Annotated in this window: 16 protein-coding genes; 3 read left to right on the top strand and 13 right to left on the bottom strand. The window is 41.1% G+C overall.

The window, feature by feature from the left end; genetic code table 11:
- Positions 1-244 precede the first annotated feature (244 nt).
- Entirely contained in the window at positions 245-1,513 is a 1,269-nt protein-coding gene (locus I4V84_RS03590; RefSeq protein WP_195991253.1) for a D-alanyl-D-alanine carboxypeptidase family protein, read from the top strand.
- A gap of 63 nt (positions 1,514-1,576) precedes the next feature.
- On the opposite strand, the gene I4V84_RS03585 is transcribed toward I4V84_RS03590, so the two are convergent.
- The 8 genes from I4V84_RS03585 to I4V84_RS03550 all read right to left on the bottom strand — a co-directional run bounded on the left by I4V84_RS03585 (position 1,577) and on the right by I4V84_RS03550 (position 9,784).
- Entirely contained in the window at positions 1,577-2,017 is a 441-nt protein-coding gene (locus tag I4V84_RS03585) for an RpiB/LacA/LacB family sugar-phosphate isomerase (RefSeq protein WP_148461497.1), read from the bottom strand.
- A 32-nt stretch (positions 2,018-2,049) separates the two neighbouring features.
- On the bottom strand, positions 2,050-2,829 hold the full coding sequence (locus tag I4V84_RS03580; RefSeq protein WP_195991252.1) for a cyclase family protein: 780 nt from the start codon (positions 2,827-2,829) through the stop codon (positions 2,050-2,052).
- Positions 2,830-2,899: 70 nt separating this feature from the next.
- On the bottom strand, positions 2,900-3,865 hold the full coding sequence (locus tag I4V84_RS03575) for an ABC transporter permease (protein WP_195991251.1): 966 nt from the start codon (positions 3,863-3,865) through the stop codon (positions 2,900-2,902).
- Positions 3,858-5,360: a sugar ABC transporter ATP-binding protein gene (locus tag I4V84_RS03570; RefSeq protein WP_195991250.1), complete on the bottom strand. Its 1,503-nt coding sequence runs from the start codon at positions 5,358-5,360 to the stop codon at positions 3,858-3,860. The genes I4V84_RS03575 and I4V84_RS03570 overlap by 8 nt, the downstream gene beginning before the upstream one ends.
- Positions 5,361-5,449: 89 nt before the next feature.
- Positions 5,450-6,442, bottom strand: a complete 993-nt coding sequence (locus I4V84_RS03565) for a substrate-binding domain-containing protein (RefSeq protein ID WP_148461493.1) — start codon at positions 6,440-6,442, stop codon at positions 5,450-5,452.
- Between the two features lie 46 nt (positions 6,443-6,488).
- Complete coding sequence (locus I4V84_RS03560) at positions 6,489-8,012, bottom strand: FGGY-family carbohydrate kinase (RefSeq protein ID WP_148461492.1); 1,524 nt, start codon at positions 8,010-8,012, stop codon at positions 6,489-6,491.
- Between the two features lie 13 nt (positions 8,013-8,025).
- A complete protein-coding gene (locus tag I4V84_RS03555) occupies positions 8,026-8,841 on the bottom strand; it encodes a transketolase (RefSeq protein WP_148461491.1) in 816 nt (271 codons plus the stop codon).
- The gene (locus tag I4V84_RS03550) at positions 8,834-9,784 is read right to left on the bottom strand and encodes a transketolase C-terminal domain-containing protein (protein ID WP_195991249.1); all 951 of its coding nucleotides are present in this window, start codon (positions 9,782-9,784) and stop codon (positions 8,834-8,836) included. The genes I4V84_RS03555 and I4V84_RS03550 overlap by 8 nt, the downstream gene beginning before the upstream one ends.
- A 251-nt stretch (positions 9,785-10,035) precedes the next feature.
- Between I4V84_RS03550 and I4V84_RS03545 the strand changes: the two genes are divergently transcribed.
- Positions 10,036-10,920 (top strand): MurR/RpiR family transcriptional regulator, encoded by an 885-nt coding sequence (locus I4V84_RS03545; protein WP_148461489.1) that lies wholly within the window; start codon positions 10,036-10,038, stop codon positions 10,918-10,920.
- Between the two features lie 118 nt (positions 10,921-11,038).
- Here I4V84_RS03545 and I4V84_RS19565 read toward each other — a convergent pair whose 3' ends face one another.
- The 3 genes from I4V84_RS19565 to I4V84_RS03535 form a co-directional block, all read right to left on the bottom strand.
- A complete protein-coding gene (locus I4V84_RS19565) occupies positions 11,039-11,224 on the bottom strand; it encodes a hypothetical protein (protein ID WP_148461488.1) in 186 nt (61 codons plus the stop codon).
- Between the two features lie 8 nt (positions 11,225-11,232).
- Positions 11,233-12,192, bottom strand: a complete 960-nt coding sequence (locus I4V84_RS03540; protein WP_148461487.1) for a 3'-5' exonuclease — start codon at positions 12,190-12,192, stop codon at positions 11,233-11,235.
- 340 nt (positions 12,193-12,532) lie between these two features.
- Positions 12,533-12,967, bottom strand: a complete 435-nt coding sequence (locus I4V84_RS03535; protein WP_195991248.1) for an Hsp20/alpha crystallin family protein — start codon at positions 12,965-12,967, stop codon at positions 12,533-12,535.
- A gap of 296 nt (positions 12,968-13,263) precedes the next feature.
- Here I4V84_RS03535 and I4V84_RS19785 point away from each other — a divergent pair, with 296 nt between their 5' ends.
- Positions 13,264-14,391 (top strand): hypothetical protein, encoded by a 1,128-nt coding sequence (locus I4V84_RS19785; RefSeq protein ID WP_243284008.1) that lies wholly within the window; start codon positions 13,264-13,266, stop codon positions 14,389-14,391.
- Positions 14,392-14,564: 173 nt separating this feature from the next.
- On the opposite strand, the gene I4V84_RS03525 is transcribed toward I4V84_RS19785, so the two are convergent.
- Complete coding sequence (locus I4V84_RS03525; RefSeq protein WP_118577643.1) at positions 14,565-15,488, bottom strand: SufD family Fe-S cluster assembly protein; 924 nt, start codon at positions 15,486-15,488, stop codon at positions 14,565-14,567.
- The gene (locus tag I4V84_RS03520) at positions 15,488-16,219 is read right to left on the bottom strand and encodes an ATP-binding cassette domain-containing protein (RefSeq protein ID WP_148461484.1); all 732 of its coding nucleotides are present in this window, start codon (positions 16,217-16,219) and stop codon (positions 15,488-15,490) included. Before I4V84_RS03520 ends, I4V84_RS03525 begins: the two co-directional genes overlap by 1 nt.
- Between the last annotated feature and the right edge of the window lie 89 nt (positions 16,220-16,308).

The following is a 16,308-nucleotide window of genomic DNA, read 5'->3' as shown; positions in this document are numbered from 1 at the left end:
CTATTTTACGGGGTGATGGGAACAATTCACACTCTTTTAATAGTTTTAGGGAGGGAAAAGTGGTATAATCAAGTAATATCTTAGGGCATAACACAAAATATTGCGTAGCAACACGCAGAGTTTATGGTCTATATGCACTCATATTGAAGTGTTGCGCTACGAAAACAATACTTTATGAGGAATTCACAGTTCCACATGCGATTTTAAACAGTTTTACTAGCATTTATTTAAGAAAGGATTTTATATGAGCAGAAAAAAACTTCATATGAAAATAAAGCGGATTTTCTGCGGAGTTCTGGCAGCGGGAATGCTTCTGGGGCAGACTGGTGCAGTCTGGGCAGAGGCCACCGATACTCCTGCAAATGATACAGCAGCCAGTTCCCCTACTCCTACTCCGGATCCGCATACCGAATATTACGCACAGGAAGCTGACACGGATTCCATCCAGGGCTGGCCGGTGGGTCCTAAGATCGAGGCACAGGCTGCAGTTCTTATGGATTTAAATACAGAAGCGGTCCTGTATTCCAAGAATGCCGACACCCAGCTTTACCCAGCCAGCATTACCAAACTTCTCACTTGTCTTCTCGGCTGTGAGAATCTGGATATAAACGCACAGCTCACCCTTTCCCAGCAGGCAGCTTACGGAATTGAAGCTGGAAGCTCCACCATTTACGGTGACGCCGGGGAGGTTTTCACTGTGGAGCAGTGTCTAATGGCACTAATGCTGGAATCTGCCAACGAAATGGCACTTGGCATTGGCGAAGAGGTTTCCGGTTCTGTAAAGAAATTTGTAGAGCTGATGAACACCAGAGCCGCACAGCTTGGATGTAAAAATACCCATTTTAATAATCCAAACGGTCTTCCTGATCCGACTCACGTTACCACGGCAAGCGATATGGCAAAGATTGCCAAGGCAGCATGGCAGAATCCTCTTTGCAGGAAATTTTTCACCACAGACCTGTATAATATTCCGCCGACTAATATTTTCAACGAAACCCGTTACCTCCTGAACCATCACAAGATGATGGCAGGCAGGGATTACGCCTACGATGGTGTCCTTGGTGGAAAAACAGGCTACACAGATGCCGCCGGTGCTACCTTGATCACCTACGCCAAACGTGGGAATATGACGCTGGTTGCCGTTGTCCTGAATTCCGTAAACGGTGCATGGGCAGATACCAAGAGCCTTCTGGATTACGGTTTTGACAATTTCGAAGTCCAGAAGGTCAAAGTCAGCAAGAATCCTGTTCCGAAGAAAAATCTTTCAAGCGAACAGTACCTGCTGAACAATTGCGGAAATACCTATCCATTCTACTATACCAAGAATGTATATGTAACTGTCCCCACTGGCACTGACCTTAGCACTCTTACTAAAAAACAGGCAATCCTTTCCAATGCGGTTGGACCATTAAGATTAAAGAGCAAATATTACTTTAACGGGCAGATGGTTGGATGGGGAATGCAGTATGAGCGGTCGATTCTGACGAATCTGCTGACAATACCAACTTTATAAAATAAAATGTAATGAAAAAGGACTGCGCGACGGCAGTCCTTTTTCATTAGCTATTATATGTTTTTATCTCTCTTCATCATAGTGTACAAATGCATCTACCTTCGGCTGTGATCCACAGCCTGGGACAAACTCATTTGTAAGGAATTCTGTTGTCATAAATTCTCTTTCTTTGACACCAGTTGTAAAAGCTCCCATACAGATAATATTTGCATCATTGCTCAACCGAGCACGCTGTGCTGAATAATAATCTGTTACCAACGCAGCATATGCACCTTTAACCTTATTTGCCGCAATAGACATACCAATTCCAGTTCCACAGATCAGGATTCCCCTGTCAAACTTTTCAGCAGCCACAGCTTCCGCAACTTTAAATGCAACATTGGCATAAATTGGATCTTCACTTCCGTAGTCAGTTACTTCTCCATAGCCTTTACTCTCAATAAATTTAATCAGCTCTTCTTTTTCTTTCTGTGCATTCGGGTCACAGCCAATTACAATTTTCATAATATCCTCCTTACAGTACCGTAAGCCCCTCTTTATTCTGGAATAAGTGCTCCATCAAGGAATGCCATAATTCTAACCGGGCAAGCCTCAATACCATGGATTTTAAGCGGCTCAATTGTAACAAATGCTCTCTTTCCTACTTTATCAAGATTAGTCAGAGATTCTACCATTGCAACATTGTGTTCAAATACATAGTTGTGGTTCGGCTGATCATCAATTCCATCTGCATTTTTATGATTGAAATTCTCCAGAGAAGTTGCATCTGTACCGATTGCTTTAATTTTCTTCTCGTCTACCAGCCATTTAATAGCATCCATTTCTACATATGGATATGGCTCCCAGTCATTTGTTCTCCACTTAGCATCAAGTCCTGTATGAAGGAATACCATATCACCTTCCTGGATATGTTTTCCTCTTTCTTTAAACTCTTCCAGAGTCATTGCATCTTCAGCTTTTTTATCTGTAAAATCAATAATTGATGCATTTCCAATCAGATTCTCAATTGGATAATTCTGTGCCTGAAGTCCGTCTTTTCTATGATGGTACGGAAACTCAACATGAGTTCCGCAATGTGTCCAGAAAAATACTTCTCCGGAAATATACCAGCTTCCTTCTGGATGTGGCTCTCCACGCTCACCCATAACAGAAACATCATAGGTCTGTGCCATTAAACGGAAGTGCTCCTCTTTTGTGTGATCCGGATCAAATGGTGCCGCCTCTGGTGAGTGATCGAATGGTTTTACATCTGCAGTTGGTGCAGACGGAATCATATCATGGCTTAACTCGATTACTTTTGAAAAATCAACCTTCATTGTGTGGCCTCCTGTTTATAAATATTTTTTATTTTTAGCTTCTGTAAAATGAATTAAATTGTAAAAAACTTTATGCTGCATTTAATCTCTTAGATTTTACACAATCGACAGCAATTGCAATAAGAATGATTGCACCTGTAATAACCTGCTCCCAGTATGCTGAGATAGCCAGGATCGTAATTGCATTCTGAACAACTCCCATAAAACATCCGCCAATAAGAGCTCCAAGAATACTTCCACGTCCGCCAGAAAGAGAGGTTCCTCCAATTGCAGCTGCTGTAACAGATGGCATAACCCAGTCAGAACCAACTGTCGGCTGTGCTGTACCAAGTCTGCAAGTGATCAAAATTCCTCCGATGGATGCCATAACTGCTGAAATTCCATATACATTAATCGTAACATTATCTGTTTTAATACCTGCAATACGGGCAGCTTCTTCATTTCCACCAACTGCATATACATTTCTTCCAAATGGTGTGTATCGCATTACATATGCCAGCACGATACAGAACACAATCATTGCAATTGTCGGAAATGGAATGACTCCAAACAGCATTCCACGTCCAAGCTGAACAGCGCTCTCAGGAATGTCCAGAATAGGATGTCCCTGAGTAATTACATAAATAATACCAGTAAAAATCTGTCCGGTTGCTAAAGTAACAATAAATGGAATCATTTTAATTTTTGTAATCAGGATTCCATTAAGACATCCACAGGCATATGCCAGAACTAAAATACATGGAATAACAATTACTGGTGAGATTCCTGCATTTACCATAGAACATGCGGATAAAATACCAGACATACCTGCCATACCAGCAACGGAAAGGTCAATTCCTCCCGTAAGCAGTACAAGTGTCTGTCCAAATGCAACAATCGTCGTCCATGAAATGGTTCTGATTAATGTAGATACGTTAAAGGATGAATAGAATGCCGGTCTCGCAATACACAAAGCGATGCAGATTACAACCAGAACAACCAGCATCATATATTCTGTAGGCAAATTTAAAATACTGAATTTCTTTTTATTATTCATTTTTTCCTCCATCCCCCAGGGCTATTTCGAGAATATCCTGAGAAGTATTTATACTTTTCGCATCAAGAATTCCTTTTTGTTTTCCTTCATGCATAATCATAATCCTGTCGCAAAGAAGCATTAACTCTTCATGCTCTGATGAAACAACGATTACAGTAACCCCCGCCGCAGTCATCTGACGGATCAAATCGTAAATCTCAGCTTTTGCATTTACATCAATTCCTCTTGTAGGCTCATCCATAAAAATAATTTTTGCACCCTCTGCAAGCCAGCGCGCAAGAATAACTTTCTGCTGATTTCCTCCACTTAAAGATTTGATTGGAGTATCTACCGATGGAGTTTTTATCTGTATTCTTTCAATATAATCATTTGTGATTTTTTTCGCATTTGAGTAATCAATTTTTCCAGCTTTCATTATCTTTTTGTACATTGGAATAACCATATTCTCCTGTACTGATAAAATTGGAAAAATTCCATGTGCACGGCGTTCCTCCGGAAGATATCCCATACCCTGTTTTACCCCATCAGAAGGTGATGTGATCACCGTCTCTTTTCCATACAGGTAGAGTTTTCCATTTTCTGGTCTGGTTCTTCCGAATATTGCACTGATAAGTTCGGAACGACCAGCTCCAACAAGTCCGCCTATTCCAAATATTTCTCCTCTGTTCACAGAGAAATTAATATCTTCAAATTCTTTCGTCCTGGTAAAATGTTCAACTCGCAGCACCTCGTCTTTTTTCACTTCACGATTTACACGAGTCTGCTTTGCCATTTTTTTACCAGCCATTTTTTCAATCAAAGTTGCCTCATCTATACTGGACGTATCATCCACAGATACCATTTTTCCATCACGCATGACTGTAATACGGTCTGTAGTAGATAACAATTCATCCAGATGATGGGTAATGAAAACAATTGTTTTTCCTTCTTCTTTCAGTTTTTTCATCAATGCCAGCAGCGTTTTTACCTCGGCTGTAGTAAGAGACGCTGTGGGTTCATCAAATACAAGAATCTTGGCACCAGTAGCCAAAACACGGGAAAGCTGAACCAACTGCTGTTGAGCGGAACTAAGACGGCTTACAATTGTTGTGGGATTGATATCAAGGCCGATTGATTTCATCACCTTAACAGCCTCTTCGTTTGTCTTCTTCCAGTTGATCCTACCGCCAGTCTTAATTTCATTTCCAAGAAAAATATTCTCAGCTGCAGTTACAAATGGATTCAGATTCAGCTCCTGTGGAACCATACCAATTCCTAATTTGATGGCTTCTGTAGGGTTTCCGATTTTTACGCTTTGTCCTTCAACCAGAATTTCACCTTCATCAGCTTTGTAAATTCCCATAAGTACTTTCATCAAAGTACTTTTTCCGGCTCCATTTTCCCCTATAAGTCCGTGTATTTCTCCGGACAGGATCTCAACAATCACATTATCCAAAGCTTTTACACCAGGAAATGTCTTAGTGATACCTTTCATTTGCAAAATATACTTGTCCATTTGTAATTACCTCTATTTTTTCCCAGACCCGATCGACTATAAGCAACCAGGTCTGGTTATTCAGATTCTACTTAAAACGAATACGTATATTAGTTCCAATCGTAGTCATCAACATTTTCCTGATATACAAATGCTGCTGGAATATCATCCTCAACCTTGTAAGGCTCATTTCCATCTGCGATCATGATCATGTTGTAAACACTGTTATATCCATAAGACGGAACGTCCTGTTTTAATGTGCAGTACATTGTACCATCTTTCAGATATCCTGCTGTTTCCTCATCCTCAGACATACCTACAACAAGTACATCGCCAGCTTTTCCAGCATCTTTGATTGCACGACAAGCACCAACTGGAGCTGCACCATTGCATCCGAATACACCTTTCAGATCTGGATATGTGGAAAGATAACCCTCTGTAATAGAAAGTGCATCCTCAACAGAGTCATTATCCGGCTGCTCATCTACAATCTCAATATTGGTATTCTCAGTGATATAATCTTTGAATCCGTTTACACGCTCAATATGGTTGGAAGCACTAAGGGTTCCGGAAAGGATTGCAACCTGACCTTCATTTCCAAGCTTGTCAGCCAGAACCTTTGCCATTTCGTAACCATCCTCATAATTTGTTGAATGTCCGCAATAGTATTTTCTGGATGAATCTGGAGCGTCAACATCGAATGTTTCAACATTAATTCCTGCTGCAACGATCTCATCTACAACAGATGTTTCTGCTGAAGGGTCAATGATTGCTACAGACATTCCATCTGGCTGTGTAGCTGCATTTGCTTCCATTTTTGCAGTCTGGTCTGTTACAACAGCATCTGCCGGAGCATCCCATACATAATTAACTTTAACGCCTTTTTCCTCAAGTTCTGCAACGGCTTCGTCAATACCAGTTTTTACGCCTTCGTACCAGGTATGAACAACCTTCGGGATGAATACGAGATTGTACTCGTCTTTTGCAGGAGTATACTCGCTGTAATTACGATCTTCTTCTGCATCAGCTGCGTATACGCTTACTCCCATTGAACCCATTGCTACTACAGATGCTAACAGTACTCCCAATACTTTTTTGTTCATTGCTTTTTCCTCCTAAATGTTTTTTGTTTTGTATACTAAATCTTTCTCAAAGATTTGTATCGTTTAATATGTTTGCTCTGATACTCATTGTATCTTTTAAGTTTTCATAAAGTGCTTTATACACCTTGAAATATTCATTATAAGCGTTGTGCTTTTTCATATCGGGCATCACCGCTTCATTAAATTCAATCCATTCACTGATCTGAGTAAAATCTATTGACTCTTTCCCAGCTTTCGCTGCCATGAATGCATCTCCCAAAGGTGCCTCAACCGGATTGATTGGTGTTAGTACAGGAAGCCCCATTATGTCTGCAAGAATCTGTTTCCAAATCATAGAGCGGGAACCTCCGCCAACCAAAACAATCTTTTCGATTCTTTCATTGTCAAGATTCATAGAATCATTCATGTCTCTCAGTGAATAACCTACTGCCTCAAGAATTGCGTGATAAACATGCGTCTTTTTGTGTGCCAGCGTCATTCCGAAAAATACACCGGTTGCATTCTGATCCCAAATAGGTGAGCGTTCACCCATAAAATAGGGAAGAATAACAAGTCCATCACTTCCTGGTGGAATGTCAGCATCAATAATGCCTTTTTCTATCTCAGCATACTCAGCAGCTCCATCTCCACCGCAGAAATTATTTACAAACCAGCGTGGCAATGCACCTGCTGTTGATGCCCCTGCATATGTATAACTGATATCTTCCGGATCAATCGCATATGGCATTGAAACGATCTGCGGATCCCCTGATAAGCCAGTATGAAGCACGCCCCAGTTTAAAGAAGTTCCAAGAACAGCTGCATTATCACCTGGCTTAACTGCATTTGCACTAAGCATAGAAGAAATACAGTCAATTGTTCCAGCACATAGCTCAACTTCATGTTTCAGACCGAGCTTCTTGGAAAATTCCTCATTGATCATTCCAACAATATCATATGGCTTACAAAATTCTGTAGGCATGGTTTCAAAAGGTATTCCAAGAAGCCCACACATTTCTTCACTCCAGCAGTGGTTTCGGTAATCATATATTCCACCAAAGTTTCCAGCTGAGCTGTAATCCACCATAAGCTTTCCAGTCATTCTGTAGACGATATAACTATTTGCCGGTAGAACCCATCTGAGTTTTTTCCAGTTCTCAGGTTCATTATTTTTCACCCACAGAAGCTTAATATATCCGAAATAAGAATCGATTCCATTATCGGTTACTTCTGCTATTTTGTCTGCCAGATTTTCCTGGGCCCAGGCACTTTCTTTCTCAGCCCTTCGATCCAGCCAGATTAGTGCCGGACGAATGGAATTCATATTTTCATCTAACATTGCACCGGTTCCTGCATACAATGCACTAATACAAATTCTTTCAATACAGGCTTCATCAATCTGTCCAATCACGGCTTTGATGGATTCCACAGCCCCATCCAGCCACACATCAGGTTCCTGCTCCGCCCAGTTGTTATGTTTTTGTATGAAAGTATATTTCTTTGAGCCTTCTGCCAGAACCTTGCCATTCTCATCTACTGCAACGGCTTTTGTGCTTGATGTTCCAACATCACATCCAATGTATATTTTCATGACCAGTCTCCTCTTAAGCTAAAGCCTCCATTGCTTTTTCATAATCTTCTTTAGAAGGAGTTTTTCCATGCCATACAACAACATTCTCCATAAACGGAACACCTTTTCCTTTTACTGTATGTGCAAGAATTACGGACGGTTTTCCTTTTGTTGCTCTCGCCTGATCCAGTGCATCCAGAATCTCATTGAAATCATGTCCATTAATTTCCTGAACATTCCATCCGAAAGCTTTCCATTTCGCAGCCAGGTCTCCCATATCTTTTACTTCTTTTGTAGGAGCATCATTCTGAAGACCATTCACATCAACAAATGCGCAAAGGTTATCCAGACCAAATCCGGCAGATGTAGCTGCTGATTCCCAAATCTGACCTTCATTAATCTCGCCATCACCCATCATACAATAAACTCTGCCTTTATATCCCTGGTATCTATTTCCAAGTGCCATTCCGGCAGCTACGGAAAGTCCGATTCCAAGAGATCCTCCTGCAATTTCTACTCCAGGAGTTTTCATACAAGGATGTCCCTGTAAAAGGCCATTGATTCTTCTATATGAATCAAAAAGTCTTTCTTTTGGAAAACAGCCCACATCAGCAAGATTAACATATAAGGCAGGAGCTGTATGTCCTTTTGATAAAACAAATCTGTCTCTGTTAGGATCATCCATGTTTTTACCTGAATAATTCATCTCACCATGAAACAGTGCTGTTAAAATATCGATTTCTGAAAGAGAGCCGCCCAGATGACCTGACTGAGCAGCGTAAATCATTTTTACAATATCCCTGCGAAGTTCTTTTGCTTTTGCTTCTAAAGCAGTCACATCTCTAGACATTTGCCTTTCCCTCCTTTATTGCAATTGCTTTCTTGGCTTCTTCTACAATATGCTGGGCTGTCAGACCATATTTTTCAAACAGATCATCCTGCAGACCAGATTCACCAAACCGGTCCTGAACACCAACGGTTCTTACAACTGCCGGACATTTTGCTGATGTTACCTGTGCCACTGCAGCACCAAGACCACCAATAACGGAATGATCTTCTACAGTAACCATCGCTTTTGTCTTCTTTGCATACTCAAGAATAACATTCTCAGCCAAAGGCTTAATGCAATATGCGTTAATTACAGCTGCGTTAATTCCTTCTTTCTTCAATTCCTCAGCAGCTTTCATTGCAACTTCTACCATCAGACCGCAGCCAACAAGTGTTACGTCACTGCCATCCTGGAGAATATCACATCCGCCAATCTGATCTACTTTTCCATCTTCGAAAATATCAGTTGCCTTATCTCTTCCAAGTCTCAGATAAGCAGGTCCATCATATGCCATCATTGCTGCGAAAGCAGCTTTCTCATCAGCAATGTCTGCTGCTACGAACACTTTAAAATTAGGAAGTGTTCTCATAATTGAGATATCTTCAAGGCACTGATGTGATGCTCCATCCTGGCCTACACAGAGACCTGAATGTGTTGCAACAATTTTTACATTCAGATTCGGATAGGCAATTGCCTGTCTGATCTGTTCATAGGGTTTCTCTGCAACAAACATCGAAAATCCTACAACTACCGGTTTAAGTCCTGTAGTAGCAAGTCCTGCTGCAGTTCCAATTAAATCGGTTTCGCTGATACCAACGTTGATCATTCTCTCTGGATATGTCTCTGCAAATTTGGTAAGACATAAGGCTCTGGCAGAATCTGCATTGAGAACCACTATTTTCTCATCCTGAGAAGCCTGATCCATAATTGCATCGATAAGATTAGTACGAAAAGATCTTTCCATATTCGCCTCACACTCCGTTTTTTATTTTTGATAATTGGAGTATAGCACATTGTATTTTGAGTTTCAATTGCTAATTTATATAATATTACGGCTTATTTTTTATGTATATTGCACATTTATTGCAGTTTTAGTCTTGATTTATACTCCGTTTTATTTTATAATTTAGTGGAGCGACAATTAATAGAAATTCGCTTTACAAATGCAATACATCTATATAAAATAAAATTAATGTATGTAATTGGGAGGTCACTATGTCTGAAATTTCTGTAGCCGCAAATTCTTCTCTTAATATTTTTACTGCAATCCGGCTTTGGAAGCCATCTCTGTCCAAAACGGAAAATCGAATTGCAGATTACTTTTACAATCATCCACAGGAAGCAGCCAATCAATCTATGCTTAAAGTCGCAGAGATATGTCACTGTGGAGAGGGTTCTATTGATCGTTTTTGTAAAAAAATGGGATATTCCGGTTTTGCACAGGTTAAAGAAATGCTGGCGACTCAAAACGCAACTTCTGAAGCCCTTGTGCAGCAGGTTGATATTGAGCAACATGACTCTATAGAATCAATCAGCGAGCAAATATGTAATTTGTACACAAATACAATACAACTGACTATGGAGCTGAATTCTCCTTCTGTTTTCCAGGAGGCCACAAACAGAATCGTTTCTGCAAAACATATTTTCTTCTATGGAATCGGAGATGCAACCGTTCCCTGTTTATGCGCCAGCTACCGATTCCGGCGAATTGGGTTCAACTGCTATTTTGATTTTGACCCAGATATGCAATTAATCACGGCTTCGAATATTGCCAGTGATGATGTGGTAATCGCGATTTCTCACTCCGGTATGTCCAGAACTGTCAACGCCGCTGTAAAAGCTGCTCACGAGGCAGGAGCCTTTACCATTGGCATTACGCAGTCAGTAAAGTCCACAATGACCCAATATTGTAATTTAATATTTTACAATGCAACCTCTGATATCACCGTGGGTAAGGAAATTGTTGCACACCGTTTTTCAGAAAATGCGATAATCGAAATTTTATACGCAAGTGTAGTAAGCAAAATGCCAGAGACCGCAAATTACCATTTGCGGAAATCTGCAGAGATCCTGACAGCCAACAAAGAGCCTTCATTTTAATCAAATAATTTATGACACCTGTGACGCGACCCAAAAGACAAAAAAATCCTCTTTATTCTGTTTTGCACTTTGAATTTATGCAAATAGAGAATAAAGAGGATTTTAATTTTTGTACATATTATCTGTAGCACAGTGCCTTTTGCAAATATTCTTTCGTCTCTTTATTGGGAACAAAAACCATCCCATTGTCATATGTCAGCACTCCATACATCACCATTGCTGAATAAATTTCTTCTTTTATCTTTAGCTCCTGGGCGGTGACGGCGTATTCCTGGATTCCGGAGGGGTTTTTTCTATTAACCAAGCGTTAGTTTATTGGCTTGGCTGCTCTTCTTTTTTCAGGCGGCGTTTGGCCCTGTGGGCATCACGTTTCTGGCGGATCTCGTCGGCTTCTTCGTCGGTTACGTTAGTCAGTTTCTTGATTACATAGTACATGTTGTCTTCTGTCCGGCGGATCCGGATCTTGCCAAGGACAAAGCCATGTTCCTGGCAAAGGGACACGCTGTAGTAAACCTTGGAATTATTCATAAACCAGCGGATCTTGCGCTTAGCCGGGTTATGGCACAATGGGCATTTCGTGCTAGTTACTTCACGGTCCTTCATGGCTTTTTCCCGGGAATAAAATTCACGGGACACATATTTATCGTAAGCCGGGTAGGATACGTGGATCTCTTCCCGTTTACTCTTAGGGTTCTGGTATACGTCCAGGGATGAGTTAGGAAAAATATACTCGTCTTCTATTTTCTGGAGAATACATGCGGTGTAATAAGCATCTCCCAGAGCGCGGTGGAAGTCCATTTTCTTCTCTACGCCCATTTTATCTGTGGCAAATTCCAGGGCACGGCGCTCGTCGTTTTCCTCGTAGCGGATGGCAAATAATTTCTGCACATCATAATAGGTCACCGGACCTTTGATTCTGGAAAGCCTGCCATAGTATTTCATATTCCGCTGCAGCTCCATCACATCCTGATTTCCCCAGGTGAAGAAAATATATTCTTCTCCACACCAATCCAGAAACTCTGTAACTGCCTGTGGAAAAGGGGTTCCGTTCTGCAGATCTTTATAATTCATATGAATTACTTCATGGATACTGTCATGAATCCAGTTATACACCTGGGGCTTGACCAGACGCTGAAAGCTGTCCACAATTTCTTTCTTTTCATTCAGTTTTACGGCGCCGATTTCTATGATCTCAAAAGGCAGACGGCTGTTGGACCACCTTTTTCCCCCTGGGCTCTGGTTCCATTCCAAGTCAAATACAATGTAATTCATGGGTAAATTCCTTCTCTTAAAACATTGTTACTGTTCACAACGCTTGCAACAACATTTTGTTTTTTACAGTCAGCAATAATTCCAGACAAGTATAACAGACAGGTGAAATGATGTAAAGACATAAGAAAAAACCTGCCGGTGGGTAGCCGGCAGGAAATGAGGGGGTATGAAACAAAATCTATGTAAATTAGAAAATCGTCTTTAAATGAAACACAATCTATATGAAAGAAGCTGTTCACAGTATTCAGTAATTATTTACGCCAGCCGCCGCTTCTATTTCACGGCTGGCGCACATATTTTATGTCAGTCTATATCAGTCCAAAAATCTATTTTACCAAAATCAGCCTTCAATAGAAATAAACTTCTTCTCTTCCGGCACTTTTTTCTTCGCTTCCTTCGGGAGGGTAACAACCAGAACACCGTTGTCATATTTCGCATGAATGTCCTCATGCTCCAACTCTTTTCCTACATAGAAACTTCTGGAGCACTGTCCGGTGTAACGTTCTCTGTGGACATATTTACCATGATTGTCCTTCTCATCTTTATTCTCAGTTCTGGAAGCCTGGATGTTCAGGTAACCATCCTTCAGCTGAATCTTCACATCTTCTTTATGAAATCCCGGAAGGTCCATGCTCAGCTCGTAGTTGCCATCCACATCCTTAATATCTGTCTTCATCAGTTCTGTGGTTCTGTAACCTCTGTTCGTCTCTCTTTCTACAGGTAATCTCATCCAATCATCAAATAAATCTTCTCCAAAAATACTAGGCATTAACATAATCCATTCCTCCTTATATTGTGAACACTTACGTGTTTAATTAACATTCTCAATGAAACTGGAAGATTTCTTTTTCTCTCTTCCTTTGTTCTGTATGTAATATAACACATATTGTTAGCACTGTCAAGAGGAGAGTGCTAATTTCACATTTTTTTCACATTTATCTTAAATAAAAAACTAAATTTGTGTCCCTTTTCACATTTTCCTTTGTGAATCTCCAGAAATTCTGGTACAAACGGACTGTCTCTCCATTTTCCTCTACTGCATCTGTATTTCCAGTGATTGTATTGTAGATCATGGCAAATGCCAGATTCTCCGTTGCCCCGGCATATTACACTGGTTCCGAGGTAACTCCTGAAGTGACAATTACCCACAGTGGTAAAACCCTGGTAAAAGACAGGGATTTCACTGTAACATACCACAACAACATTGAACCAAGCAGCTATTACAATTCTCCGTGGGTTGGAATTGACGGAATTGGAAATTACCAGGGGTATGTAACCAAATCCTTTACTATAAACAGAGCTGACATCAGCAGCTGCACGGTTACGCTTTCCGATGAAAGCCTTACCTACACAGGCTCCTCTTTACGCCCAACCGCCACAGTAAAAAGCGGGGACAAGGAATTAACCCTGAACCAGGATTATTACGTTTCCTACAGAAACAACTGGGATGCAGGTACTGCTTCCGCAATCCTCACTGGAACTGGAAATTATACTGGTTCCGTTACGAAAGACTTTACCATTAAACCATTGGATATCAGCCGCTATTCCGCTTCCCTTTCCCAGTATTCCTACACCAGTGACGGAACAGAGAAATGCCCGAATGTTACCGTTACATACGGAGACAAGACACTTGCGGCAGGCACTGATTTCACAGTTTCTTATAAAGATAATGTGAAGGAAGGTACTGCTACTGTAACTATTACTGGAGCTGGAAATTACACCGGCATTATTAACACAACCTTTACGATCACAGCTGCTCCTGGCAAGGATGACTCGGACGCAGGAAAAGATAATCCTGGTAAAGATGATTCTGGTAAAGATGATTCTGGTAAAGACGATTCTGGTAAGGATGATTCCGGTAAAGATGACTCTGGTAAAGACGATTCTGGTAAAGATGACTCCGGTAAAGACGATTCCGGTAAAGATGATTCTGGTAAAGATAACTCTGGTAAAGACGATTCCGGTAAAGATAACTCCGGTAAAGATAACTCCGGTAAAGATGATTCCGATAAAGGCAACCAGAACAGCAGCATGAAAAAGGCGAAAACCCTTACCGTAAAAGGCTCTGCTACACGCGCAACCTTAAAGAAACTGGTTTCAAAGAAAAAATATTATGTACGGATCCGCACCTACAAAGTTGTAAGCGGCAAAAAATATTATTCCAAATGGAGTTCCAAAAAATCCGTAAAAATTAGATAATGTCAAATGCCAGGCAGCGTCTTTGAACGACGCTGCCTGGCATTTTTTGATAAATCTTCCAAACCAACCAGAAGATTCTATATTCTCTGTATAACTATTCAGCACCTTCACAGTTACACCCTCCGCGAAATAGTACATACCTACTGAATAGTTATTTTTCTGTTTAAGTTTTCTCAACTCAGGAAATTCTCAATGATCACATTTTCCGCCTCAGCTTCCGTCATTCCAAGAGTTCTTAGCTTCAGAAGCTGCTCATCGTTAATTCTTCCAATAGCGGCCTCATGAACAATTGCAGCATCCACATGCTTCGCCTGGATTTCCGGGATAGAACCCACCTCTGCATGATCCATAATAATGGAATCACACTGGATATGTGCGTGACATTTGTTCTTTCCAACAGCCTTCGGATGGAAAACCTGGGAAGAATTTCCCTTTCCAACAGAACGGGAAATAATCTGTGCAGAAGATCCTGCTCCGTTCATACAGACTTCAATATCAGACTCCGCTTTCTGCTCCCCATCTGTCATCAGACGTTCCAGAACAAACAGCTTGGAATCTGCATCCATTGAAACATTTGTGGTACGGATTGTGGAGTCAACACCTTTGATCTGAACGGTATCCAGCGTAAATACGGAGTTCTCACCAAGCTCAATATTGGTTACCGGATTCAGCACTCTGCTTCCGGTTCCATTCCCCTCTCCGTAGTGTTTTTCCTCGTAATGTACATTGGCATTTTTACCCACATGGAAGGTATGAATACCATCGTGACGACTGTCATTGCAGCCACTATTGTGGATTCCGCAGCCTGCAACAATGTCAACATCTGCACCGTCTGCCACATAAAAATCATTGTAAACCAGATCGGTCATTCCAGATACACTTACCACTACCGGGATGAAAACCTTCTCTCCCTTTGTCTCCCCGTCAATGAAAATATCGATTCCCGGCTTGTCCTCTTTTTTCTTTATTTTGATATGTTCGCTGTCGCCGTGACAGATGGAAATACCATTCTGACGAAGATTAAAAGCACCTTTCTGTGCAAAGCCTTCGCTGATCTTATCAAGCACACCCTGGGTTGTTTCTTCTACTTTAACCATCAGCATTTTCCTCCTTCATTCAGACATTTCTGACATTTTTCCTGCTGAAATAAGGTTGGGAAAACGTCTTCTTTGGTACCATATTTCTTTACTTCACCGTCTTCAATTACCATGATCTTATCTGCCATATTGATGATTTTTTCCTGATGGGAAATCAGGATCAGGCACTCCTTTTTCTCACGATGAATCTCCTCAAAGCGCTTGATCAGCATGGAAAAGCTCCACAGGTCGATTCCTGCTTCAGGTTCATCGAAAATGCTTACTTTATGAGATTTCGCCAAAACTGTGGCAATCTCAATTCGCTTCATCTCACCGCCGGAAAGGGTTCCATCCAGCTGACGGTTCAGGTAATCTTCGGAACAAAGTCCTACAGCGGAGAGAAGGTCACAGCTCTCTTTTTCCGTTAAATTCTTTCCTGCTGCAAGAGATAACATTCTTGCCACGGTCATACCTTTAAAGCGGGGTGGCTGCTGAAATGCATAGCCAATTCCCGCATTTGCACGATGATCAATATCGTATCCTGTAATGTTCTCATCATCCAGATAAATTTCTCCGCTGTCTGCTTTCTCAATGCCAGCCAGTACCTTGGCCAGGGTGGATTTTCCACCTCCATTTGGTCCGGTGATTACCAGCATTTCTCCATCCTGAACATCAAAACTGATGTGATTTACCAGACAGCGCTTTTTCCCTTCTTCATTCACTTCAAAAGTCAGGTTCTTTACTTTCAGCATATTCGTACCTCTTCTGTTAATTTTACATTACTGCTCCAATTGTGCCCGAAATTCCAGAAAAAAATTGCTTTTGAGCAGTAACGATTTTA

The organism is Ruminococcus sp. 1001713B170207_170306_F1 (assembly GCF_015668065.1).
In the GTDB taxonomy this organism is placed as follows: Bacteria; Bacillota; Clostridia; order Lachnospirales; family Lachnospiraceae; genus Blautia_A; species Blautia_A faecis.
This window is presented reverse-complemented; position numbering and strand designations above follow the sequence as displayed.